Genomic DNA, 20,583 nt, shown 5'->3' on the forward strand with positions numbered 1-20,583 from the left:
TGCTGAAGCTATGGGGGGATTAGTTGATCAGCTCAAGGTGATCGACATCGATTTCCCGGCTGGTCAGGTCGCGATCCACTTCACCGCTGATGCGAACCTTCGCGGTTTCCGAGATGGCTTGGGCTGGCCAATGCTCATCATCGATCTCGACATTAATGGTGCCGCTGGTGTCTTTGAATTCGTACAGCTCGTCCTGCAGGCGCTTAACGATTTGCCCTTCCAGAACCACTTGGCTGTCGTCCGCCGCGTCCAGTGCAGCGGCGACAGTGGTGATCGCGACTTGTGCGTTAGGGCCGGTGTAGCCAGCCGCCATGGCCGCGCCAGCCAAGCTCAGGGAAAACAAAGGGGCCAGCAGTACAGCGAAAGTCTTGCGTTGCATGGTGTAAGTCCTCATCAGTAAGTTGATGAGGTAAGCCTAAAACCGCTAGCTGAAGCCAAGCTTAATCGCGGCTTAAGCCAAACTTAAGGCGCAGGCGTAGGCTCCTTGTCCTTGTGCAGCACGTAGAACAGGTTGGGCTCGCTGACGATATAGATATTGCCCTCGGCATCCATGGTCACCCCCTCCGCCTGGGCAATACCGCCGCGCAGGCCATTCATGCCACGGGCCAAGCTGATAAAGCTGATCGGCCGGCCCTTAGCATCCACTTCCAGGAGCAATCGCGACTCATCGGACAGTACCAGCGAGTGACCGGTGCGAGCGTCGTAGGTCAGCGAGGAGATATCGCGCAAAAACAGCTTGCTCGACGGCAGCGTCTCAAGCTTGCCGGGGCCGCCCTCATCCCCCGGAAACGGCAGACTAAACAGGCCCATAGGATCACGTTCTTTACCCAGCAACACGCGCTTATGCACCGGGTCCCAGGCAATGCCCTCGAAACCTTTATTCCCGGCATCGGCAAACCCCAGCTCATAGCTGGGGTTGTCGGCAGCCTCGAGGCTATGGGTCAGCTCATTGATTTTGAAGGTGGTCAGGGTGTGCTGGCGCTCATCGATCACCGCCAGCCGCCCGCCGGAAATCATCTCCACCCCTTCCGGATTGGACAGGCCGTGCACGTCGATACGGCGCAACACCACACCGGTAAGGCTGAGCTCGATGATTTGCGGGTGTTTACCCGTGACGGTAAACAGGGTGTTGGTCTGCGGGTTGTAAGTCAGCCCGGACAGCTCGTCGTCTTCCAAACCTTGCAAGGGCTTGCCCTGCAACACCGCTTTGTAGCCAGGCAGCCAGATGCTGGCCTGCTGCTCGCTGGGCTGCACTTGAATCTCGTGCAGCCAAAACCATAAGCGATCGTCCAAATGACGTGCGACCATCGCGTACAGAAGACCAGCCAATACCACCGCGAGCGCTAACCACCAGCGCCGCCGTAAAACCGTTCTTAATAAACCTGGCATTACAGCGCGCAGCTTTTAAAGCGGCTATGGCCTGGCAACTCCAGCACTAATTCATCACCGTTATGCAGCGGGCCGACGCCAGCCGGGGTGCCGGTGAGAATCACGTCGCCGGCCTGCAAGCTGAAATGCCCGGCGATGTGCTGCAGCATTGGCACAATCGGATTGAGCATGTCGCGGCTATTGCCGTCTTGGCGCACTGCGCCGTTGATGCTCAGGCGGATGCCGATATCAGTTAAATCGCTGATCGCATCGGCCGGCACAAATGGCGCCAGCACACAGGCGCCGTCGAAACTCTTGGCCACTTCCCAGGGGTAGCCCTTGGCTTTAAGGCTGTTCTGCAGCTCGCGCAGCGTCAGATCGAGGGCTGGGGCGAAGCCGGAAATGGCGTCCAGCACCTCTTCGGTGCTGGGCTTACGCGACAGCGGCTTGCCCAGCAGTACCGCAATCTCGGCCTCGTAGTGCACGGTGCCACGATCGGCGGCCAGGGCAAAGCTCTCACCCAGTGGCACCACACAGCTGCCCGGTTTGATAAACAGCAAAGGCTCGGTGGGCACCGGGTTGTTCAGCTCGTGGGCGTGCTCGGCGTAGTTGCGCCCAATGCACACCACCTTGCCCAAGGGAAAATGGATACGGGTGCCGTCGACATACTGGTGTTGATAACTCATAACTCACTCCTGTATTCGCCAGCCGAGCCATTTAGCCCAGGCCGTGGATGCTCAAGTTAATAGCGCCAGAAGATAACCCAATCCTCTGGCGCCAGGCCCCTTAGAGCGGGAAGATTTTGCCGGGGTTCATGATCCCGTTCGGGTCGAACACCTGCTTGATTGCCTTCATATAGCCGATCTCCGCCTCGCTGCGGCTGTAGCCCAGGTAATCGCGCTTGGTCATGCCCATGCCGTGCTCGGCGCTGATCGAGCCGTTGTACTTCTGCACCGTCTCGAACACCCACTGGTTGACCGTGGCGCACTTGGCGAAGAACTCGTCTTTGCTCATGGTTTCAGGCTTGAGGATGTTCAGGTGCAGGTTGCCGTCGCCGATATGGCCGAACCACACCACTTCGAAGTCCGGGTAGTTGGCTTCGACGATGGCGTCGATGTCCTTGAGGAACGCCGGCACCTTGGAGACCACCACCGAGATGTCGTTTTTGTACGGCGTCCAGTGGCTGATGGTTTCCGAGATGTACTCGCGCAGTTTCCACAGGTTGTGCAGCTGCTGCTCGCTTTGGCTCATCACGCCGTCCAGCACCCAACCTTGCTCGACGCAATGCTCGAAGGTGGCCAGAGCGGCCTCGGCGACTTCCTCAGTGCTGGCTTCAAACTCCAGCAGGGCATAGAACGGACAAGCGGTGTCGAAAGCCGGTGGCACGTCGCCACGGGCCATGACCTTGGCCAGTGCTTTGTCGGAGAAGAACTCGAATGCGGTCAGGTCGAGCTTGTTCTGGAAGGCATGCAGCACCGGCATAATCGAGTCGAAGTCAGGGGTGCCGAGAACCATGGCCGTGAGGTTGTTCGGCGCACGGTCCAGACGCATGGTGGCTTCAACGACAAAGCCCAAGGTGCCTTCGGCGCCGATAAACAGCTGGCGCATGTCGTAGCCGGTGGCGTTCTTGATCAGATCTTTGTTGAGTTCCAGCACATCGCCAGCGCCGGTGACGACTTTCATGCCGGCGACCCAGTTACGGGTCATGCCATAGCGAATCACCTTAATCCCACCAGCGTTGGTGCCGATGTTGCCGCCGATCTGGCTGGAGCCCGAGGAGGCGAAGTCCACCGGGTAGTACAGGCCCTTATCTTCGGCAAACTGCTGCAGCTGCTTGGTCACCACACCGGCCTGGCAGCGCGCGGTACGGTCGAATTCGTTGAACTCGACAATCTGGTTCATGTAATCAAACGACACCACCACTTCGCCATTGGCCGCCACGGCGCCTGCCGACAGGCCAGTCCGCCCGCCAGATGGCACCAGCGCCACCTTGTGCTGGTTAGCCCAGCGCACCACGGCTTGCACCTGTTCAATGCTCTTAGGGAAGGCAATGGCCACCGGCGCCGGGGCGAAATGCTTGGTCCAATCCTTGCCATAAGCCTCTAAAGAGTCGGCATCGGTCAGTACTTTGCCTGGCTCAAGCAGGGTCTTCAGCTCTTCGATCAGCGCGGGGTTGGTCATTACAGGAACTCTCGTACGATTCATGGTCACCCTGAGCATGCTTCATGATGCCAGGATAGGTGTTTCGCGGGGTGCATATGCTAGCATACGCACCCCGTGAAACGTGCCCTAGCGCCACGTCACCGGCACAATCAGCGCCGCCGCTGATATTTCCTGACACCAATGTGGGACAACAGGTACTCCGATGAGCAAGACCTCTCTCGACAAGAGCAAGATCAAGTTCCTTCTTCTGGAAGGCGTCCACCAAAATGCAGTGGATACCCTGAAGGCCGCTGGTTACACCAACATCGAGTACCTCAAGGGCGCCCTGTCCGATGATGAGCTGAAAAGCAAAATCGCCGACGCCCACTTCATCGGCATCCGCTCGCGTACTCAGTTGACCGCTGAAGTCTTTGACTGCGCCAAGAAGCTGGTCGCCGTAGGCTGCTTCTGCATCGGCACCAACCAGGTTGACCTGGCCGCTGCCCGTGAGCGTGGTATCGCGGTCTTCAACGCGCCGTACTCGAATACCCGTTCGGTAGCCGAACTGGTGCTGGCCCAGGCCATCCTGCTGCTGCGCGGCATCCCCGAGAAGAACGCCTCCTGCCATCGCGGTGGCTGGATCAAATCGGCGGCCAACTCCTTCGAGATCCGCGGCAAGAAGCTGGGCATCCTGGGCTATGGCTCGATTGGCACCCAGCTGTCGGTGCTGGCTGAAGCCCTGGGCATGCAAGTGTTCTTCTACGACACCGTAACCAAGCTGCCGCTGGGTAACGCCACCCAGATTGGCAACCTGCATGACCTGCTGGGCATGGCTGACATCGTGTCGCTGCATGTGCCTGAGCTGCCTTCCACGCAGTGGATGATCGGCGAGAAAGAAATCCGCGCGATGAAAAAAGGCGGCATCTTGATCAACGCGGCACGCGGCACTGTGGTTGAGCTGGAGCACCTGGCGGCGGCGATCAAAGACGAGCACCTGATTGGCGCCGCCATTGACGTGTTCCCAGTGGAGCCGAAGTCCAACGACGAAGAGTTCGAAAGCCCGCTGCGTGGCCTCGACCGCGTCATCCTGACGCCGCACATCGGTGGTTCCACCGCTGAAGCCCAGGCCAACATCGGTCTGGAAGTGGCTGAGAAGCTGGTCAAGTACAGCGACAACGGCACCTCGGTGTCCTCGGTCAACTTCCCGGAAGTGGCCCTGCCGGCGCACCCGGGCAAGCACCGCCTGCTGCACATCCACGAAAACATCCCGGGCGTGCTGAGCGAAATCAACAAGGTGTTCGCCGACAACGGCATCAACATCTCCGGTCAATTCCTGCAAACCAACGAGAAAGTTGGCTATGTAGTGATCGACGTTGACGCCGCTTACTCCGACCTGGCGCTGGAGAAACTGCAAGGCGTCAACGGCACCATCCGTAGCCGCGTGCTGTTCTAAGCCCGCTCGCTGCAAGAAACAGGGAGGCCAAGTGCCTCCCTTTTTTGTGCCCACCCATAAACCCGGCATCAGGCGTTTTTTGCCTATGGCCCAGTCCGGCACCTGGTACTCGGACGGAGCGTGGAGAAGCCGCGAAGCGGCGTCATCCGCAAAGGCAGCCCGCGGCTGCCCCACTTAAACCCGCCAGACCTGACTCACCACCTGCCCGCCCACTACGACCGCCAACGCTTCTGCTCAGCCCGCCGGCAAAACATTGCTAACGCCCAAAAAAAACGGCAAGCCTAAGCCTGCCGTTTTCTCTGCTGCGAACAAGCCGCGATTAGCCGATCACTTCACCGTGATGGTGATCTTCTCGGAAATAACCGGCGGGTTCAGCGGCACATGGTTTTTGTCGCCCAGCAGCAGCTGCAGGGTGTGCTTACCGGGAGCCAGCGTCACTTCGGTTTCAGTTTGGCCTTTACCGAAGTGGCGCAGGTTATCGGTGGCCGGCAGCGGTTGGCTCAGGTCCGGCAGCTTATCCACGTCGATCAGCAGGTGGTGGTGACCGGTGTCCGGTACGTCCACGCCAGCCGGAGCAACGCCCATGCCCTTGAGGCCGAATTTGACGGTGAAGGTTTTATCCACAGTGGCGCCGTTAGCCGGCTCAATGAAATACACCGAGGCGCCAGCCGGAGCGGCCGTACGCGGCACTTCGGCCCAAGCTACCGCCGCAGTGCCCAGCAGGGCGGCGCAGAGACTGGAGGCAATCGCTAACTTTTTCATAGGGGTTCCTTTGGATGCAGGTAGTTAATCGACCGATGGATTAGTTGAACGTTCCGACACTGGCTGCACGGCGGCCAGCGCATTGCCGGTCAGTTCGCCTCCAGCGCGGTCAAGGCAGCGGCCAATTCAGCCAACTGAGTTTCATTGAAGACCACCACACCAGCGCGGCGCAGGGCGGCGGCGGTGACACCTTCGCCACTCACTTTAGTCGCACTGAAGCTGCCGTCGTAGGTGACGAGGTTAGCGCAAGACGGGCTGTTGGCTTTGAGCAAAGCCAACCGGATGCCGTGGGCGGCGACCAGCGCCAGGGCTTGCTGCGCGCCGGCAATAAACGCCGCGCTGACATCCTCCCCGGTCGCGCTACTCACCCGCGCCTCGCCATCGAGCACCTGCGCGCCTTGGCCGCCGTTAATCTCCGCCGGCGGCCGTGGTGTGGACAGGCCACCGGCCACTTCCGGGCACAGCGCGAGCACGCGGCCTTCGCCCTGCCAGCGTTCGAGCAGGCCGGGCGGCGCATAGCTGCCGCCGTCATAGCGCACCTTATGGCCCAGCAGGCAGCGGCTGACGAGGATCTTTTCCATCCGCGCCTACCAGGGCTCGTTGCCGCGCCGGCGCAGCCAGCCGGTCAGCGACAAGCGCTCGCGGCTGGCCGGCAGCACTTCATGGGGCAGATCGGCAGAGAGGAAGATCACCAAGGTGCCCGCCTCAGGCAAGACATCGCGCTGACTGCCATCCTTGAGATACAAACGCAGCGCGCCGCCCTGCTCGGCCTGCCAATCCTCATTGAGGTAGAGCACGGCCGACACCGTGCGGCGGTCATCATCACGGAAGCGATCCAGGTGTTTGCGGTAGAACGCACCGGGCGGATACAGGGCGAAGTGCCCTTCGAAGTCTTCCAAGCCTAAGTACAGGCCTTGGTTGATCACACCACGCAGCTCATCGAGCAGGCTCAAATAGACATCGCTGCTGCTCGAATCGCCAGGCTCCAGCCACTGGATATGGTCGCCGCGCAGGCCTTCGCTAATCTGCTGCTGGTTGCCGCGGCCGACCCCGGCAGGCGTTAATGCGCCTTGTGCGGCACGTTTGCGGCACTCATGGGCCAAAGCCGTGGTCAGACTTTGCGACAAGAATTGCGGCTGCAATGACCAGCCTTGCTCGGCGAGGTCATCAACGATGCGTGTCAGGCACGCGGTTTGGGCTTCTGTGGTCATGGCGGGGATTCTAGCAGCCAGCGCCCAATGCCTCGACAAGCACCTGTAGTGCAACGAAAATAACCGCCCCAGAACGGAGTTTCTATGCGCGTCCTAGCCTTTGCCCTGACCTTACTGCTCAGCCTTCCCGCTTTCGCGGATTCCTATCAGCAGTTGTATCAAGCCGCTGGCTGGCCGCAACAACGCATGCACTTCAGCGATGCGCTGCAAGCTGCGCAGTTACGCTATCGCAACAGCCTGCCGCCAGTGGTGTATGAGGCACTGGTGAGCAACAGCAACCAGCGCTTTGCCGCCCAGGCCGTGGACCAGCGCGCCTTGCAGGCCCTGCAAAGCAATCTGAGCGATCCAGAGCCGGCGCTGCAGTTCTTTCAAACCCCGCTGGGGCGCAAGATCGTCGGCGCCGAACTGCTGGCCAGTCGCAGCGATCAATTAGCCCGTTACGCCAATGGCCTGCCGCAGGTGCAAGCCGATGCCAACCGCCGTTTGCTGATTCGCCACCTGGCCCAGAGCCTGCCGGTGCAGCAAGCCGGCGCCGAAGTCAGTCTGGCTTTAGCCGGGGTGGCGGCCGATAGCCTGAGCCAGATGATTCCCGGCCTGCTCGGTGGCGGCAGCGCTCAGGCCCTGCTCGATGCCCAGCGCCAGCGCTTGATCCAGCAAATGGACGCGGACATCGATAACAGTCTGCTGCACGTGTACCGCGAGTTGAGCGACGCCGAGCTGGAAGAGTTCGTTAACTTTGCCCAGTCCAGTGAAGGCCAGGCTTACTACCAAGCGGCGCTGGCAGCGATTCGCAGCGGCTTGGCGGTCGGCATGAGCAGCAGCACCCTCAACCCCGCCACCCCTTAAGCGCGGCCCTCAGCCTAAGTGCTGGCTGAGGAAATCCCAATAACGCTGGCGATACTCTGGCAGCTCGTTGGCCAGATGATGGCGGGCAGCGGCCAATTGCAGGATGCGCGGGGCATTGAATTTGTCCTTGAGCACTTGCAGGTTGTAGCCCCAATCCACCGTCATATCCGCCTCGCCTTGCACAATCAGCGGGCTGCGTGCACTGCGCGGAGCCTTTTCAATCCGTGGCACCCAGCGCTTTAGCGCGCCCACCCAAGTAGTCGGCAGGCTGCGCGGCTGCAAGGGGTCGTGGTGGTGGACGAAGTCGATAAACGCGGCGTCGTTGGAGTTGACGCTAAAGCGCCGCGGGATTTCCCGGACAAAATGGCGCATCAGGCTGTAACTGAGCTTCGACCACTGCCAGGCCCGGGGTCGCACCAAGGGCGCAAACAAAATAGCTTCGCCAACCTCAGGCCGTGGCTGGCCGGTGAGCAGGTAATCCAGCACGATCGCCGCGCCGGTGCTCTGCCCAAACAGATGCCAGGGCTGCGGCAGATTGAGCCGCGCGGCCTGCGCCAATAGCGCCTCAAGCACCGCCTGATACTCAGCAAAGTCGCCAATACTGGCGCGGGGGCCGCTGGACAGACCATGCCCCGGCAAATCGCAGGCGAGCACGGCAAAGCCTTGCTGTAAGGCCCACTCAACCACATGCCGATACAGCCCACTGTGGTCGTAATAGCCATGTAGCAGCAGCAAGCTGGCCCGAGGCTGCGCGGGCCACCAGGCCTGCACGGCAATTTGATAGGCGCCCACCTGCAGCTTGCCCATGCTGCTGGCCTGATCGCTGGACGCGGGAAACTGGTAAAAGCGGCGATAGGCTTGGGCGGCTGGGGATAACCCCGCATTAGGCGCAAGGGCTCCTAATTCAGCGCTTAAGCGCTCAGGTTGAAAAGCGTCAGGCATGGTTGATCCGTGGTTGATGCGGGGCAGCGGCGAGACGCCGGCCCGGTGGATATTCTTCTCTGCCGGCAGTCATGGCAAGCTGTGCACCTGTTAATTGAAGACTCGCCATGACCAGTTCCGCACGCAAGACCCTCCTCGCCAGCCTGATTCTCTTGGCCTGGGCCGCCAGCATGGCGGCCGCTTATTGGTGGTACCAAGCCCGTTATCTACGCAATTTCAGTGAGCAGACCACGCTGTTCTATGGCGAGCAATTGCAATTGCCCGAGGAGCTGGCGGGGCCCGGGAAGATCCGCCTGGTGCATTTCTGGGACCCGGCCTGCCCCTGCAACGTCGGCAACCAGCAGCACCTCAGCCAGCTGATCCAGCGCTTCGCCGAGCAAGGGGTGGACTTTTATGTGCTGCAAAAGCCCGGCAGCCACGGCCAACTACCCGACGAGCTGAGCAGTCTTAAGCCCCTCGCCCGGCTCAAAGGCAGCGAGCAGATCCCGGCCAGCCCAGCCGTGGCGATTTGGGATAAGGACGGTAAGTTGGCCTACTTCGGCCCGTACAGCGAAGGCGCCACGTGCACCTCCAGCAACAGCTTTATCGAGCCGGTGCTTGAAACCCTGACCACAGGCCGCACGGTGGTTGCCAGCAACACCCTGGCCTCGGGCTGCTTCTGTGATTGGCTGACAACACCCTAGGCTTGGTGCAACTAGGTGCTACCGAAGGTCGCAGGCTAGCTAAAACGGACGAAGTGCATGTCCGACAAAATACCTGAAACCTATAATCGCGGCCTTTTTTGCCTGCCTATCAAGACATCGCCGCCCATGCCCGCCACTGCTGATTTGCCCTGCCCTACGCTCACGCAGCATTACCGCAAAGCCGACAGCATCATGCTTGCGGTGCTCTGGCTGATGTTTATTTACGCCCTGGGCCTCGCGGTCTGGCATGGCACTTGGGGCCAGGCGCTGTTGGTCGGCGGTGGCACCACGCTGGTGATGACCCTGCTGAAGTCGCTGATCAGCGGCCAACGCCTGCTGCGCTGCGCCATGGCAGCGGCGTTTATGTTGATGTCGGCACTGCATATCAACCAAGCCGGCGGCTTGCTGGAAATGCACTTCGGTATCTTCGTGCTGCTGGCGTTCTTGGTGTATTACCGCGACTGGTTGCCGATTGTGGTCGGCGCCACGGTGATTGCCGTGCATCACCTGAGCTTCTTTGCCCTGCAACAGCAGGGCAGCAGCGTCACGGTGGTGGCCCATGGCAGCTGGCCGACGATCTTCCTGCACGCGTTTTATGTGGTGCTGGAGAGCGCGATTCTGATTTACCTGGCCCTGCAAACCCAGCGTGAAGCCCAGCAAAGCGCAGCACTGATGCAGACCACCGGCAACCTCAGCCGCGACCCGGAACATATCGACCTGAGCCTGCGTACCCAGGCTGCAGGCCAGGTGGGCACGGGCTTTAACCAGTTCCTCGGGACCCTGGATGAGCTGGTCAGCGAAGTGCTAAGCGACACCCAACGACTGCGCCAGATGGGCGGCAAGCTGGCCCAAGCCACCGGGCAACTGCGCAGCGGCGCTGACCGCCAGCAGCATGAGATCAGCTACATCAGCGTGGCGATGCAGCAGATGAGCACCGCCATCGAAGAGGTCGCTCGCAATGCCGACAGCGCCGCCAACGCGGTGCTCAGCGCCGATCAACGGGCCGGCGCTGGCAGTCAGGCGATCCAGCAGTTACAGAGCCAGATCAGCACCCTGGCCGAGCAGATCGACAACAGTGACAGCGATGTGCAAGCGCTGGTCAGCCAAGCCCGGACCATCGATAAGGTGCTCGATGTGATCCGCGCCATCGCCGAGCAAACCAATCTGCTCGCGCTCAATGCCGCCATCGAAGCGGCGCGCGCGGGTGAGCAAGGCCGTGGCTTTGCCGTGGTCGCCGAAGAGGTGCGTAACCTCTCGCAAAAAACCGCCCGCTCGACCACCGAGATCCAACAGATCATCGGCCAGTTGCACCAACGCAGCCAGCAAGCCGCCCAGGCCATGCAGCGCAGCCGCGACAGTGTGCGCGCCTGTGTCGATAACAGCCAGACCAGCGCCAGCTTGCTCAGCGCGGTAGCCAGCGATATCAGCGCGATCAGCCAGATGAACCAACTGATTGCCGCCGCCACCCATGAGCAAGTGCAGGTCAGCGCCGAGGTCAGCGAACACCTCAGCAGCGTGCAGCAAGTGGCCGAACATAACCTTGAGGAAGCCAACCAGCTCAGCAGTGAAGGCCAGAGCCTGAGCCAGCTGGCCGAGCGCTTGGGCAGCCAGACCCGGCGCTTTCGCGTCAGCCCATAAACTGCCCCCCTCTGCTTAGCCTGGCAAACTGTGCCGATAGCGCTGCGGCGGCATGCCCTGCCAGCGCTTAAAAGCCCGGTAAAACGGCGACAGCTCGGCAAAGCCGCAAGCCCGCGCCACCTCGCGAATCGCCCAGCCCTGCTCCAGTAAGTGCTGGGCCTGCACCTTACGCACCTCATCATGCAGTTGGCGAAAACTCTGGTGCTGCACCGCCAAGGCCCGCTGCAAGCCACTTAAGGTCAGGCCCATGGCCTTAGCGCAGGCACGCAGGCTGCAATCGCCCTTAGTGAGGTTGAGCTCAATCCAATAGCGCAGACGATTGAGCAGTTGGTTCTCCTGCAACTGCGCCAGCTCCTGCTCAGCCTGTTGATAGAGCACGGCGAAGACCTGTTCATTGGCACTGGGCGAAGGCAGCGTCAGCCAAGCGCTGGGGAACAGCATCGCGTCATGGGCCTGGGCAAAACGTGGCAGCACACCCAGCAAACGACGGTGCTCACTTAAGCGCCTGGGTGGCGGATGGCGAAACTCGATGGCGCTCGGCACAAAGGGGCCGCCACTAAAATGGCTGAGCATCTTCTGTAACAGCAGGGCCAGGCATTCCATCTGCTGCCGCAGCGAGCCCACGCCACGGTAGTTGAGGTCAAAGATCAGGCACGTCTGCTCGCCACGCGGCTCCAAGCGTGCGGCAAAGCCACCGGATAAAATCGCCTGAAAACGCACCAGGCACTCCAGCGCCTGACCCAGATCACGGCTGGCCAGCAGCAAATAACCGAGCACATCCAAGGGCCGCGACTGCATCACCGCAGCCAGATGCAGACCAATTTCATCATCCCCCGTCAGCCCCGGCAGGGCTTGCCACAAGCGTGGGGCGTGGTCGTGCTCCTCGCGTCCACTCAGTTGCAAGACCGACAGCGGCAAACCTTGGTAGGCCTGACGATAGATGGTGGTCGGGTCAAAGCCCAAGCTGGCCAAGGCTTCATACAACAACAGGCGCAGGGTGGCGCTGTGGGTCAGGGCCGGGTTGGGCGCAGCGCTGGACATGGGGCAACTCACAAGGCGATATTTTGACCAAAGGCTTCCAGCATTGAAGTCTTTGGTCAATGCCTAAGACCACTAACCCTCGCACAATGGCTAGCAACTACGGCTGGCGCGCATCGCCGATGCCTCTTGGCGCATAACTCCAAAAATAAGGAAGCCCCATGAAACGCACCCTCACTGCCCTCGCCTTATTGGTGGCCGCGGCTGCCGCTGGTGGTTATTGGTATGTGCACAGCAAGCAGCCGCAGCGCGCCGGTAGCGCCCAACTGCACGGCTTGCAGGATAAGGTTCAGGTCGATTACGACGAGCGCGGCGTGCCGCATATCCAAGCGCAGAATGAAGCCGACATGTACCGCGCCTTGGGCTATGTGCAGGCCCAGGATCGTCTGTTCCAGATGGAAATTCTGCGCCGCCTGGCCCGCGGTGAACTGGCCCAAGTGCTGGGCAGCAAGCTGCTGGACACCGACCGCCTGTTCCGCACCATCGGCCTGCGTGAACATGCCGACCGCTATGCCGCCAAGCTCGATCTGCAAGCGCCGGAAAACCTCGCCTTGCAGGCTTATCTGGAGGGCATCAACCAGTTCCAGGACAGCCACCCCAAGCCCATCGAATTCGATCTCCTGGGCATTGAGCCGCGCCCCTTCACCCCCGCTGATGTGCTCAGCGTTGCGGGCTATATGGCTTACAGCTTTGCGGCGGGCTTTCGTACCGAACCGGTGCTGACCCATATCCGCGATGAGCTAGGCGCTGACTACCTCAAGGTGTTTGACCTTAACTGGCACCCGCAAGGCGTGGTCGGCCAGCACTCAGACGCAAAAAACCTGACAGCCAATGACTGGCAGGACCTCAACGCCATCGCCAGGCTCAGCCTCAGCGCTCTGGAGCAAACGGGTCTGCCGCAGTTTGAAGGCAGCAACGCCTGGGCTGTCTCCGGCAGCCGCACCGCCAGCGGCAAACCGCTGCTGGCCGGTGATCCGCATATCCGCTTTGCGCTGCCTTCGGTGTGGTACGAAGCCAGCCTGAGCTACCCCGGCTTTAACCTCTACGGTCATCACCAAGCGCTCAATCCGGTCGCCTCCTTGGGGCATAACCGCGATTTCGCCTGGAGCCTGACCATGTTCCAGAACGACGATCTGGACTTAGTCGCCGAGCAAACCAACCCGGCCAACCCCAACCAGATCTGGCACCAAGGCCAGTGGGTGGAGCTGCAAAGCCGCGAGGAGCAGATCGAGGTCAAAGACGGCGAGCCGGTCACCCTGACCATCCGCCGCTCGCCCAACGGGCCGATCATCAACAGCGCCTTGGGCGCAAGCGTCGGCAGCACGCCGATTGCCATGTGGTGGAGCTTTCTAGAAACCGACAACCCGATCCTGCGCGGTTTTTACCAACTCAACCGCGCCAGCACTTTGCCGCAAGCTCGCGCAGCCGTTGAGCATATCGAGGCGCCTGGGCTAAACGTGATGTGGGCCAACGCCCAAGGCGATATCGCCTGGTGGGCCGCTGCCAAACTGCCGCGCCGGCCACAGGGGGTAAACCCGAGCTTTATCCTTGATGGCGCCAGCCCCGAGGCGGACAAATTAGGCTTCTATCCCTTTAGCGACAACCCGCAGGAAGAGAACCCGGCGCGCGGCTATATCGTCTCGGCCAACTTCCAGCCCGTATCACCCACAGGCATTGAGATTCCCGGCTATTACAACCTGGCCGACCGTGGCCAGCGCCTGGATGATCGCCTCAGCAACCCCGCCGTGAAGTGGGATGTGCACAACAGCCAAGCCCTGCAACTGGAGGGCGGTACGGCTTATCCGCAGCGCCTGCTCAAGCCCATCGCCGAGGAGCTGCGCGCGGCGGCCAGCGATCCACAGCAAAGCCAGTTGGTCGAGGAACTGCTCAGCTGGGACGGCCAGCATCAGCTCAATAGCCGCGCAGCTACAGTGTTTAACCAGCTGGTTTACCAACTGAGCGAAGCGGCCATGGCCGATGAACTGGGCCAGGCGTTCTTCGCCAACCTTCTGCAAACCCGCGCGCTGGACAGCGCCCTGCCACGCTTAACGGCGGACGCCCACACCCCGTGGTGGGATGTACGCGGTACCGAGGCGGTGGAAAGCCGTGGTGATATCGTCAAACAGGCCTGGCAAGCCAGCCTTCAGCACCTGCAAAGCAGCTTGGGCAAGGACATGAATCAGTGGCAATGGGGCCAGACCCATACCCTCACCCACAATCACCCGCTGGGTCAGCAAAAGCCGTTGGACAAACTGTTTAATGTCGGCCCCTTTGCCGCCCCCGGTGGCCGCGAGACCCCGAATAACCTGTCCTATGCCATCACCGCCGCGCCTTGGCCGGTGGTGCACGGCCCCTCGACGCGGCGCTTGATCGATCTGGCTGACGCCAGTCAGGCCCTGGGTATCAACCCCGTCGGGCAAAGCGGCGTGCTGTTCGATAAGCACTATGCCGATCAGGCCGAGGCGTATATACGCGGCGAGTATCAGCCTATGCATTTGGATGCGGCGGATATTCAGCAACACAGCCGCGGCCAGTTAGTGCTGCAACCCTGAGCGCCGCACCGCAGAGGCCCAAGCCCGCACGCCAGGGCCTCTGCTGGTCGGCCTGCTGACCGTGGGCCTATGGCACGGGGCTGGGCCGTGATCAAAGCAACCACAACGCCCCAGACTTTTACCCAAGCACTGAGGGCAATCGACGTTTGCTGGGGGTGAATAGCGGCGCGAGTGAAGCCATGGCGCCATGCTGTGCTGCTGGCTATCCGTGCCGTGCCCGATACGCCCTTACTGCCCTTTGATGCGCTGAATCGGCCAACGCACTCGGCTAAAGGTCAGCCGCAGGCTTAACCGCCTAAGCCACAGGAGGCCGGCCTTAGGCGCCCTATAATGCTTCCTGATTAGATAGTCAGATAATAATTAGCTATCGAACCATTGGTTCTTTTCAATTTAAATCAATGAGATACAACTTGTAGGCTTGTCCTATCGCGCTACAACGCGCTTTGACAGCAACGAGGTAATCTCAATGTCTCTGACTACCCCATTCCGTCTGACTGCTACGGCCTTAGCACTGGGCATGATGTCCGTGTCGGTCAGCGCCGCCAACCTGACCCGCGACAGCGGCGCAGCGGTTGGCGACAACCAGAACTCGCAAACGGCCGGCGCTAACGGCCCAGTAGTGCTGCAAGACGCTCACATGCTGCAAAAACTGCAGCGTTTCGACCGTGAACGTATCCCGGAGCGCGTGGTACACGCCCGTGGTACCGGCGCCCACGGTGAGTTCACCGCCAGCGCGGATCTGTCCGATCTGACCATTGCCAGCCTGTTCACCCCCGGCAAAACCACTCCGGTGTTCGTGCGTTTCTCCAGCGTGGTACACGGTAACCACAGCCCGGAAACCCTGCGTGACCCGCGTGGCTTCGCCACTAAGTTCTACACCGCGGACGGCAACTGGGACCTGGTCGGCAACAACTTCCCGACCTTCTTTATCCGCGATGCCATCAAGTTCCCGGACATGGTTCACGCCTTTAAGCCTGACCCAGACAAGAACTACGGCACCAACAAGACCCTGTTCGACTTCTTCAGCCACGTGCCGGAAGCGACTCGTACTCTGACCATGCTGTTCTCCAACTACGGCACCCCAGCTGACTACCGCCATATGGACGGCAGCTCGGTGCACGCTTACAAGTTCGTCAACGCCAAAGGCGAGTACAACTATGTGAAGTTCAACTGGAAGAGCCAGCAGGGCGTTAAAAACAACGACCCGCAAACCACTGAGCGCATCCAGGGTAAAGACTTCAACCACATGAGCCGCGACCTGATCACTGCGATCAACGCCGGTGACTATCCGAAGTGGGACCTGTACGTGCAGATCATCAAGCCTGAAGACCTGGCTAAGTTCGAGTACAACCCGCTGGACGCCACCAAAATCTGGCCTGATGTCCCCGAGAAGAAAGTCGGCACCATGGTTCTGAACAAGAACCCAGCCAACGTCTTCCAAGAGACCGAGCAAGTGGCGATGGCGCCATCCAACTTCATCCCGGGGATCGAGCCTTCGGAAGACCGCCTGCTGCAAGGTCGTCTGTTTAGCTACGCCGACACCCAGATGTACCGCCTGGGAGCTAACCACAGCCTGCTGCCGATCAACCAGCCGAAAGTGGCGGTCAACAGCAACAACCAGGACGGCGCGCACAACACCGGCGCTCGCACTGGCGAGGTGAACTACGAGCCAAGCGCACTTTCGCCGAAGCCTCAAGCAGAGTCCGCCCGCTACAGCCAACTGCCGCTGTCTGGCACTACCCAGCAGCAGAAGATCTACAAAGAGCAGAACTTCAAGCAAGCAGGCGAGCTGTACCGTTCTTTCACCAAGAAAGAACAGGCTGACCTGATCACTTCGCTGGGCGGCGCGCTGAGCGAAGCGCAAGAGCCAGCCAAGCTGCAAATGCTGGCGTACTTCTACAAGGCCGATGCCGACTACGGCACTGCCCTGAGCAAAGTCGCCAAAGGTGATATCGCCCGCGTCAAAGCGCTGGCTGCCAAGCTCAAAGACTAAGACTTTAGCTAGGTCACTCGGGCCCGCTCCACAAGGGCGGGCCCGAGTCATTACGGGAGACTTACCATGACTCGCGTTTTACCCTTGATGTTACTGCTGCTAAGCGTGCTGGCCGGTCCCAGTATGGCCACCGAGAGCACGCAGCAGACCGCTCAGCAAGAGGTTGCCCAACAGCTGCGCGACTATTTGCTCAATGCCGCCCGCACAGGCGATGCCTTGATCATCAACGAATTTATTCAGGCCGGTTATGACCTCAACACGCAGAACGAAAAAGGCTACACCGCCCTGATTCTGGCGGCCTATAACGGCCAGGCCATCGCCGTCGAGCAACTGCTCAAAGCCGGTGCCAACCCCTGCACCGAAGACGTACGCGGCAACACGGCCCTGATGGGCGCAATCTTTAAGGGTGAGCTGCGCATCGCCAAGCGCCTGATGCAAGCCGAGTGCAGCGCCAACCAGGCCAACCACTCCGGGCAAACCCCAGCCATGTACGCCGCGCTGTTTCAGCGCAAAGAAATCCTTGAACAACTGCGCGCCCACGGCGCCGATATGAGCGCCCAAGACGCCATGGGCAACAGTGTGGAAAACCTGCTCAAGGGTGAATTCAGCCAGGTGCCACAGCGCTAAAGCATGCCGAGTGATCAGGCCGGGCTAGCCTTAAGCCGCCCGACACTGGCTTTAACGTACCGTCAGGGCGATAGGCTCATCACTGAAGTCGAAGCTGGCAAGGAAACGGCGAACCTCCAAGAGATTGCCGCTGACCTTTACATCGCCCAGCAGCGCCCCTTTGAGCAGGCTGGTGTCACCACTGATGATGCTGTTCAGATAGCTTTTGTTGAGCGTCAGGCGCAGCGTGGTATCGGCGGCGATACCAGGGTGCAACTGCGCCACGCCGCGGCGGATTTCTAGGGACCACTGCTCATTAATATCGGGTAAGGCAAAGCCCAAGGTCATTTCTAGATCCTCACTTTTCTGCGGGTCGATACGCGTCACCCAGTTCTGCAAAAACACTTGGGTCGGCAGGTTTTTCAGCATGGCGGGGGATAAAAACGCGCCGCGCAGACGAGCACTCATATCCTTGGCCAACGCACCGTCGAGCTGGCCTTCGAGCTCCATGGCACTCATCAAATACCAATTACGCCAGTTGATATTCATGCTGGCATAACCCAGTTTGCGAAAACTACGCGCCTTGATCTGGCGCGCCAGTTGATCGTCGTGATCCAGGCGGATGCTGTAGCTCGCCAGCTCCGCCGCCCATTGATAATCCCCGGCCAGATACGCATTGCCCGCAGCCAACAGCACCTTGTCGCGACCGCCCATTAACTCGACCAGGCGCCGGGATTTTTCTACCGCAGGGATCGGGTCCAGCTCCACCGGATCGCCTTGGAACCATCCCAGATAGCCCTGATAAATCTGCCGCACGCTGTGCTTAACCGTGCCGTAGTACTCACGCAGGTAGGGCGTATAGCCGGCCAGGTGAGCGGGTAATTGCACCTTTTCCACCAGTTCATCGGGGGTTAGGCCTTTATTCATCCAGCGTACCGTCTGGTCGTGGATATAGGCGATGGCGTCACGCGTCATGCGCAGCACTTCCTCCACCTTGGCCGCGCCGGACACTGGCTGGCCATGCAGCGGCACCATGTAGTCCGCCTTGAAGGCACGCAATTTATCTAAGCTCGCCACCCACACTTGCGGGTCGCGGAACTTGGTGCCGCGCAAGGTGTGGATGTTGGGCAAGGTCGGCCCCTGCGTCACCTCGGCGCTGATCAGCACGCGGTTATTGGGCAGGTATAAGACAATTTCATCCGGCGCTTCGCTAGGCACATGCCGAAACTGCACGGGCAGGCCGGCAATTTGCGTATCCAACTGGTCAGCAAAGGTGATGGTCGGCGCGATAAAGGTCGATATGCCCTCATGCACCAAAGGCCCCAAACCGCCATTCATACCCTGCTTGTCAGCCTCTGGCAAAACTGCACCAAAGCTGTAGCCGGAGCGCACCGCAAGGATCGGCCCGACCAGCGAACCTTGGGTCACCACGTTCTCTTGTAGGCTCTCGTGGGCATAAATTTGCACTTCGCCGCTGCGAACTTGCTCTTCACTGACGAAGCCCTGCACCCCGTTGATATGGTCAGGGTGGAAGTGGGTATAGACGATGGCCTTGATCGGCTTGGCGCTGATCTTGCGAAACTCCGCCAGCACTTTACGTGACTGCTGCGCCGACTCACCGGTATCGACAATGATCAGCCCCTCGGGTGCCTCGATCATCACGCTATTGGCCAAATTCCACCCCACCGCTGACCAGACGTTGTCGGCAATCGGGTAGACCTTGGTGGCGAAATGCGCGGTGTGCGCCGCCAGTTCGGGATGGATGCTCGGGGTCAGGGTTTCTGCAGGCAGGTCGGCATAGCTGCACAACGGCACAGTGGCTGCCAACAGCCAGGCGCTGAGGCGAAACAGGGTCATTGTCGGTAGCTCTTGTAGTTATTGACCTTGCCAGATTGGCAAACACGTATTGATACTGCCAATGCATTCCAATCTACCAATTAATGTATTTGACTCATGAATGACTTACGCCAACTGCGCCACTTTGTCAGCCTTGCCGAGCATGGTCACTTTGCCCGTGCCGCAGAGGCCGTGCACCTCACCCAGCCGGCGCTGAGTCGCAGCATTCAGGCGCTAGAAAGCCAATTGGGCTGTCGCCTAGTCGATCGTCATAGCCGCGGCTGCTCCCTGACTGAGCATGGCCAACTGGTCCTGCAACATGCCCGGCGCTTACTGGCCGGCAGTCGTGCGCTGAGTAATGCAGTCAGCCAGCTGACTAACCTGGCCAGCGGCGAGCTGCGTTTAGGTGCCGGCCCGTTCCCCGCTGCGCGCTTAGTCCCCCAAGCTGTCGGCTGCTTTACTGAGCGCTATGCGCAAGTACAGGTGCGTTTGCAGGTGGAAAACTGGCTGCAGTTGCGCCAACGCTTGCTCGATGATGAGTTGGAGTTGTTTGTCGCCGATATTCGCGAGATCGAACACGACCCGCAGTTATGCATCACACCGCTGCAACGCCATCAGGGCGTCATGTTTTGCCGGCCGGACCATCCCCTAGTGGGTCAGGGCCCACTGAGTTATGCCGAGCTGCGCCGCTATCCCCTGGCCAGCCCGCGTCTGCCTCAAAAAGTCGAGCAACAGCTAGCCCTGGTTGCCCCCCAGGCCGAGCCGTTGAGCATCCTCTGTGACAATGTGCTGGTGCTCAAAGAGTTGGTCTGCAACAGCCAGGCCATCAGCCTCGCCCCCTGGGATGTGGTGGCCCAGGATGTGAGCTGCGGCCGCTTAGCCGTGCTGCCACTGGTGGACGCCCTCAGCCAACATTCGGCTTACGGCATCGTCAGCCACAGCGGCCATAGCTTGTCGCCGGCTGCGGCTGAGTTGCAGGCCATCCTGTTAAGCCAGGATGGCGGCGCCAGCGTGCCACCTTATCCCGCGTAGACCAGACGCAGCGCGTTATAGGTCAGGACAAACAGGGCGATATTGGACAGTACGAACAAGCCGAAGCGCAGCTCGATCTTGTTCACCAGCGCCTGCAACAAGCTGTGCAGCACCCGCAAGCCGACATAGGCCCAGGCCCAATACAGATTCCAGCCATCGCCCGCGCCGAGCAGGGCCAAACTGATGGCCAGCGCATAGAAGATGGTTGGCTGTTCCATCAGATGGTTGTAGTTATCCGCCTTCCAGCGCACCTTGGCCGGCAAGCTCGCCATCTGCGTGCCGTTAGGGGCCTGTGGATCCAGCTTAAGCTGGGCGGCCTGAATCGCCGGAATGCGCGTGGCGTACATCCACAGCCACATCAGCATGCTCCAAGCCACTAGGGTGATCACGGGGGTCAAAATCGCACTGTGCATAGCCATCCTCATTATTGTTTTTGTTCTGTACTGATTACTGCCTACAAGCTTAAGCGCCAGCAGATGAA

19 protein-coding genes are annotated in these 20,583 nt (G+C 60.4%); 8 read left to right on the forward strand and 11 right to left on the reverse strand.

What is annotated here, in order from left to right; translation table 11 throughout:
- Positions 1-19: 19 nt before the first annotated feature.
- The 4 genes from NTD81_RS12980 to NTD81_RS12995 form a co-directional block, all read right to left on the reverse strand.
- Positions 20-379 carry a NirD/YgiW/YdeI family stress tolerance protein gene (locus NTD81_RS12980; RefSeq protein WP_262182916.1) on the reverse strand — a complete coding sequence of 120 codons (360 nt, stop codon included), beginning with the start codon at positions 377-379 and terminating at the stop codon, positions 20-22.
- An 83-nt stretch (positions 380-462) separates the two neighbouring features.
- Positions 463-1,389, reverse strand: coding sequence for an SdiA-regulated domain-containing protein (locus NTD81_RS12985; protein WP_262182917.1), 927 nt, complete (start codon positions 1,387-1,389; stop codon positions 463-465).
- The gene (locus tag NTD81_RS12990) at positions 1,389-2,054 is read right to left on the reverse strand and encodes a fumarylacetoacetate hydrolase family protein (protein WP_262182918.1); all 666 of its coding nucleotides are present in this window, start codon (positions 2,052-2,054) and stop codon (positions 1,389-1,391) included. Before NTD81_RS12990 ends, NTD81_RS12985 begins: the two co-directional genes overlap by 1 nt.
- 100 nt (positions 2,055-2,154) lie before the next feature.
- The gene (locus tag NTD81_RS12995) at positions 2,155-3,549 is read right to left on the reverse strand and encodes an FAD-binding oxidoreductase (RefSeq protein WP_262182920.1); all 1,395 of its coding nucleotides are present in this window, start codon (positions 3,547-3,549) and stop codon (positions 2,155-2,157) included.
- Between the two features lie 184 nt (positions 3,550-3,733).
- Here NTD81_RS12995 and serA point away from each other — a divergent pair, with 184 nt between their 5' ends.
- Positions 3,734-4,963 carry a phosphoglycerate dehydrogenase gene (gene serA, locus NTD81_RS13000; protein WP_262182923.1) on the forward strand — a complete coding sequence of 410 codons (1,230 nt, stop codon included), beginning with the start codon at positions 3,734-3,736 and terminating at the stop codon, positions 4,961-4,963.
- Between the two features lie 327 nt (positions 4,964-5,290).
- Here serA and NTD81_RS13005 read toward each other — a convergent pair whose 3' ends face one another.
- The 3 genes from NTD81_RS13005 to NTD81_RS13015 form a co-directional block, all read right to left on the reverse strand.
- Positions 5,291-5,725 carry a DUF4399 domain-containing protein gene (locus NTD81_RS13005; protein ID WP_262182925.1) on the reverse strand — a complete coding sequence of 145 codons (435 nt, stop codon included), beginning with the start codon at positions 5,723-5,725 and terminating at the stop codon, positions 5,291-5,293.
- An 89-nt stretch (positions 5,726-5,814) separates the two neighbouring features.
- Positions 5,815-6,306 (reverse strand): DUF523 domain-containing protein, encoded by a 492-nt coding sequence (locus NTD81_RS13010; RefSeq protein ID WP_262182926.1) that lies wholly within the window; start codon positions 6,304-6,306, stop codon positions 5,815-5,817.
- Positions 6,307-6,312: 6 nt separating this feature from the next.
- Complete coding sequence (locus NTD81_RS13015) at positions 6,313-6,936, reverse strand: 2OG-Fe(II) oxygenase (RefSeq protein WP_262182927.1); 624 nt, start codon at positions 6,934-6,936, stop codon at positions 6,313-6,315.
- Positions 6,937-7,020: 84 nt separating this feature from the next.
- Between NTD81_RS13015 and NTD81_RS13020 the strand changes: the two genes are divergently transcribed.
- Positions 7,021-7,782 carry a DUF2059 domain-containing protein gene (locus NTD81_RS13020; protein ID WP_262182929.1) on the forward strand — a complete coding sequence of 254 codons (762 nt, stop codon included), beginning with the start codon at positions 7,021-7,023 and terminating at the stop codon, positions 7,780-7,782.
- Between the two features lie 9 nt (positions 7,783-7,791).
- Here the strand turns inward: NTD81_RS13020 and NTD81_RS13025 are convergent, their stop codons facing one another.
- Positions 7,792-8,724: an alpha/beta hydrolase gene (locus NTD81_RS13025; RefSeq protein ID WP_262182931.1), complete on the reverse strand. Its 933-nt coding sequence runs from the start codon at positions 8,722-8,724 to the stop codon at positions 7,792-7,794.
- 107 nt (positions 8,725-8,831) lie between these two features.
- Here NTD81_RS13025 and NTD81_RS13030 point away from each other — a divergent pair, with 107 nt between their 5' ends.
- On the forward strand, positions 8,832-9,407 hold the full coding sequence (locus NTD81_RS13030) for a DUF6436 domain-containing protein (RefSeq protein ID WP_262182933.1): 576 nt from the start codon (positions 8,832-8,834) through the stop codon (positions 9,405-9,407).
- A gap of 126 nt (positions 9,408-9,533) precedes the next feature.
- Positions 9,534-11,045, forward strand: a complete 1,512-nt coding sequence (locus NTD81_RS13035) for a methyl-accepting chemotaxis protein (RefSeq protein ID WP_262182934.1) — start codon at positions 9,534-9,536, stop codon at positions 11,043-11,045.
- Positions 11,046-11,060: 15 nt separating this feature from the next.
- Here the strand turns inward: NTD81_RS13035 and NTD81_RS13040 are convergent, their stop codons facing one another.
- Complete coding sequence (locus NTD81_RS13040; RefSeq protein WP_262182935.1) at positions 11,061-12,086, reverse strand: AraC family transcriptional regulator; 1,026 nt, start codon at positions 12,084-12,086, stop codon at positions 11,061-11,063.
- A 158-nt stretch (positions 12,087-12,244) separates the two neighbouring features.
- On the opposite strand from NTD81_RS13040, the gene NTD81_RS13045 reads away from it, so the two are divergent.
- The 3 genes from NTD81_RS13045 (at position 12,245) to NTD81_RS13055 (ending at position 17,255) form a co-directional block, all read left to right on the forward strand.
- A complete protein-coding gene (locus NTD81_RS13045; protein WP_262182936.1) occupies positions 12,245-14,635 on the forward strand; it encodes a penicillin acylase family protein in 2,391 nt (796 codons plus the stop codon).
- A gap of 466 nt (positions 14,636-15,101) precedes the next feature.
- Positions 15,102-16,628 carry a catalase gene (locus NTD81_RS13050; RefSeq protein WP_410017153.1) on the forward strand — a complete coding sequence of 509 codons (1,527 nt, stop codon included), beginning with the start codon at positions 15,102-15,104 and terminating at the stop codon, positions 16,626-16,628.
- Positions 16,629-16,694: 66 nt separating this feature from the next.
- Positions 16,695-17,255, forward strand: coding sequence for an ankyrin repeat domain-containing protein (locus NTD81_RS13055; protein ID WP_262182937.1), 561 nt, complete (start codon positions 16,695-16,697; stop codon positions 17,253-17,255).
- Between the two features lie 51 nt (positions 17,256-17,306).
- Here NTD81_RS13055 and NTD81_RS13060 read toward each other — a convergent pair whose 3' ends face one another.
- The gene (locus NTD81_RS13060) at positions 17,307-19,091 is read right to left on the reverse strand and encodes an alkyl/aryl-sulfatase (protein WP_262182939.1); all 1,785 of its coding nucleotides are present in this window, start codon (positions 19,089-19,091) and stop codon (positions 17,307-17,309) included.
- Between the two features lie 96 nt (positions 19,092-19,187).
- Here NTD81_RS13060 and NTD81_RS13065 point away from each other — a divergent pair, with 96 nt between their 5' ends.
- Positions 19,188-20,102 (forward strand): LysR family transcriptional regulator, encoded by a 915-nt coding sequence (locus NTD81_RS13065; protein ID WP_262182940.1) that lies wholly within the window; start codon positions 19,188-19,190, stop codon positions 20,100-20,102.
- Here NTD81_RS13065 and NTD81_RS13070 read toward each other — a convergent pair.
- The gene (locus NTD81_RS13070; RefSeq protein WP_262182942.1) at positions 20,090-20,515 is read right to left on the reverse strand and encodes an MAPEG family protein; all 426 of its coding nucleotides are present in this window, start codon (positions 20,513-20,515) and stop codon (positions 20,090-20,092) included. The genes NTD81_RS13065 and NTD81_RS13070 overlap by 13 nt on opposite strands.
- Positions 20,516-20,583: the final 68 nt, after the last annotated feature.

Source organism: Pseudomonas sp. 5P_3.1_Bac2 (genome assembly GCF_025465995.1).
GTDB lineage: Bacteria > Pseudomonadota > Gammaproteobacteria > Pseudomonadales > Pseudomonadaceae > Aquipseudomonas.

Bases quoted from the DNA above. Each gene is read 5' to 3' on its own strand.
- NTD81_RS13015 (WP_262182927.1), bottom strand. From the start codon at position 6,936: ATGACCACAGAAGCCCAAACCGCGTGCCTGACACGCATCGTTGATGAC.
- NTD81_RS13010 (WP_262182926.1), bottom strand. From the start codon at position 6,306: ATGGAAAAGATCCTCGTCAGCCGCTGCCTGCTGGGCCATAAGGTGCGC.
- NTD81_RS13070 (WP_262182942.1), bottom strand. From the start codon at position 20,515: ATGCACAGTGCGATTTTGACCCCCGTGATCACCCTAGTGGCTTGGAGC.
- NTD81_RS12990 (WP_262182918.1), bottom strand. From the start codon at position 2,054: ATGAGTTATCAACACCAGTATGTCGACGGCACCCGTATCCATTTTCCC.
- NTD81_RS12985 (WP_262182917.1), bottom strand. From the start codon at position 1,389: ATGCCAGGTTTATTAAGAACGGTTTTACGGCGGCGCTGGTGGTTAGCG.
- NTD81_RS12995 (WP_262182920.1), bottom strand. From the start codon at position 3,549: ATGACCAACCCCGCGCTGATCGAAGAGCTGAAGACCCTGCTTGAGCCA.
- NTD81_RS13030 (WP_262182933.1), top strand. From the start codon at position 8,832: ATGACCAGTTCCGCACGCAAGACCCTCCTCGCCAGCCTGATTCTCTTG.
- NTD81_RS13040 (WP_262182935.1), bottom strand. From the start codon at position 12,086: ATGTCCAGCGCTGCGCCCAACCCGGCCCTGACCCACAGCGCCACCCTG.
- NTD81_RS13060 (WP_262182939.1), bottom strand. From the start codon at position 19,091: ATGACCCTGTTTCGCCTCAGCGCCTGGCTGTTGGCAGCCACTGTGCCG.
- NTD81_RS13020 (WP_262182929.1), top strand. From the start codon at position 7,021: ATGCGCGTCCTAGCCTTTGCCCTGACCTTACTGCTCAGCCTTCCCGCT.
- serA (WP_262182923.1), top strand. From the start codon at position 3,734: ATGAGCAAGACCTCTCTCGACAAGAGCAAGATCAAGTTCCTTCTTCTG.
- NTD81_RS13035 (WP_262182934.1), top strand. From the start codon at position 9,534: ATGCCCGCCACTGCTGATTTGCCCTGCCCTACGCTCACGCAGCATTAC.
- NTD81_RS13025 (WP_262182931.1), bottom strand. From the start codon at position 8,724: ATGCCTGACGCTTTTCAACCTGAGCGCTTAAGCGCTGAATTAGGAGCC.
- NTD81_RS13055 (WP_262182937.1), top strand. From the start codon at position 16,695: ATGACTCGCGTTTTACCCTTGATGTTACTGCTGCTAAGCGTGCTGGCC.
- NTD81_RS13050 (WP_410017153.1), top strand. From the start codon at position 15,102: ATGTCTCTGACTACCCCATTCCGTCTGACTGCTACGGCCTTAGCACTG.
- NTD81_RS12980 (WP_262182916.1), bottom strand. From the start codon at position 379: ATGCAACGCAAGACTTTCGCTGTACTGCTGGCCCCTTTGTTTTCCCTG.
- NTD81_RS13005 (WP_262182925.1), bottom strand. From the start codon at position 5,725: ATGAAAAAGTTAGCGATTGCCTCCAGTCTCTGCGCCGCCCTGCTGGGC.
- NTD81_RS13065 (WP_262182940.1), top strand. From the start codon at position 19,188: ATGAATGACTTACGCCAACTGCGCCACTTTGTCAGCCTTGCCGAGCAT.
- NTD81_RS13045 (WP_262182936.1), top strand. From the start codon at position 12,245: ATGAAACGCACCCTCACTGCCCTCGCCTTATTGGTGGCCGCGGCTGCC.